The sequence below is a fragment of the Streptomyces sp. NPDC054847 genome (assembly GCF_053610925.1).
Genome location: NZ_JBSGZJ010000709.1, coordinates 1 through 2,106, shown reverse-complemented (window position 1 = coordinate 2,106; position 2,106 = coordinate 1). Strand labels below are relative to the sequence as shown.

At 69.9% G+C, this 2,106-nt stretch carries 2 protein-coding genes; both read left to right on the top strand.

Features of this window, described 5'->3' with window-relative positions:
- Window positions 1-257 precede the first annotated feature (257 nt).
- Complete coding sequence (lpdA, locus tag ACWGH4_RS34505) at window positions 258-1,646, top strand: dihydrolipoyl dehydrogenase (protein ID WP_037774878.1); 1,389 nt, start codon at window positions 258-260, stop codon at window positions 1,644-1,646.
- A 55-nt stretch (window positions 1,647-1,701) separates the two neighbouring features.
- Window positions 1,702-2,106, top strand: a 405-nt coding sequence (locus ACWGH4_RS34500; protein ID WP_453467784.1) for a biotin/lipoyl-containing protein, incomplete at its 3' end; no start/stop codon positions are given.

Below are 2,106 nucleotides of genomic sequence, written 5' to 3'. Positions count from 1 at the left end.
CGTCTGTTCCCCGCCCCGCCCCGGCGCCACGGGCCCGCCCCCGCTACGCCCCGGTAACGGGGAAAAGCGCTCAAGCTCACCATCTCAAGCTCCGGCCCCGCGTCCCGCCGTCCGTCAACAAGTGCGAAGATGGGTTCTCGGCAGGACAGGGCCCCCACCACAGGGCCGAAGAGACAGCGGCCGAACACCAGCCGACCGGCCGGTCATCTCCCGAGACGGGGGCCCGGCGAACGGCGCACATGCATGGAGGACGTGACGTGGCGAACGACGCCAGCACCGTTTTCGACCTAGTGATCCTCGGCGGTGGTAGCGGCGGTTACGCTGCGGCGCTGCGCGGAGCTCAGCTGGGCCTGGACGTCGCACTGATCGAAAAGAACAAGCTCGGCGGCACCTGCCTGCACAACGGCTGCATCCCCACGAAGGCTCTGCTGCACGCCGGCGAGATCGCGGACCAGGCTCGTGAGGCCGATCAGTTCGGTGTCAAGACCTCTTTCGAGGGCATCGACATCGCCGGCGTTCACAAGTACAAGGACGAGGTCGTCTCGGGCCTCTACAAGGGTCTGCAGGGCCTGGTCGCCTCCCGCAAGGTGACCTACATCGAGGGTGAGGGCCGGCTGTCCTCCCCCACCTCCGTCGACGTGAACGGCCGCCGTGTGCAGGGCCGCCACGTCCTCCTGGCGACCGGCTCCGTGCCGAAGTCCCTGCCGGGTCTGGACATCGACGGCAACCGCATCATCTCCTCGGACCACGCGCTGGTCCTGGACCGCGTTCCGAAGTCCGCGATCATCCTGGGCGGCGGCGTCATCGGCGTCGAGTTCGCCTCCGCGTGGAAGTCGTTCGGCACCGACGTCACCGTCGTCGAGGGCCTCAAGCACCTCGTGCCGGTCGAGGACGAGAACAGCTCGAAGCTGCTCGAGCGCGCCTTCCGCAAGCGCGGCATCAAGTTCAACCTGGGCACCTTCTTCGAGAAGGCCGAGTACACCCAGGACGGCGTGCGCGTCACCCTCGCCGACGGCAAGACCTTCGAGGCCGAGGTCCTCCTGGTCGCCATCGGCCGCGGCCCGGTCTCCCAGGGCCTCGGCTACGAGGAGCAGGGCGTCGCGATGGACCGCGGCTACGTCCTGGTCGACGAGTACATGCAGACCAACGTGCCCACCATCTCCGCGGTCGGTGACCTGGTCCCGACCCTCCAGCTCGCGCACGTCGGCTTCGCCGAGGGCATCCTGGTGGCGGAGCGGCTGGCCGGTCTGAAGACCGTCCCGATCGACTACGACGGCGTGCCGCGGGTGACGTACTGCCACCCCGAGGTCGCCTCCGTCGGCATCACCGAGGCCAAGGCCAAGGAGATCTACGGTGCGGACAAGGTCGTCGCCCTGAAGTACAACCTCGCGGGCAACGGCAAGAGCAAGATCCTGAAGACCGCGGGCGAGATCAAGCTCGTCCAGGTCAAGGACGGTGCCGTGGTCGGCGTCCACATGGTCGGTGACCGTATGGGCGAGCAGGTCGGTGAAGCTCAGCTGATCTACAACTGGGAGGCTCTGCCGGCCGAGGTCGCGCAGCTCATCCACGCGCACCCGACGCAGAACGAGGCGCTCGGCGAGGCCCACCTGGCCCTGGCCGGCAAGCCGCTGCACTCCCACGACTAGTCAGTTACGGGCGCGACAGACCACTTCCGCACATCGTTAAGGAGCAACTGAAACCATGGCGGTTTCCGTAACCCTTCCGGCGCTCGGCGAGAGCGTCACCGAGGGCACCGTGACCCGCTGGCTGAAGGCCGAGGGAGAGCGCGTCGAGGCCGACGAGCCGCTGCTCGAGGTCTCCACCGACAAGGTCGACACCGAGATCCCGGCCCCGGCTTCCGGTGTGCTGCTGGAGATCGTGGTCGCGGAGGACGAGACGGCGGAGGTCGGCGCCAAGCTGGCCGTCATCGGTGCGAAGGGTGCGGCTCCGGCCGCCGCCCCCGCCCCGGCCGCTGCTCCGGCCCCCGCGCCGGCGGCTCCTGCCCCGGCTCCCGCGCCCGCCGCCCCGGCCCCCGCCCCGGCCCCCGCGCCGGCTCCGGCTCCCGCGGCCGCCCCTGCTCCGGCTCCGGCCCCGGCGGCTCCGGCC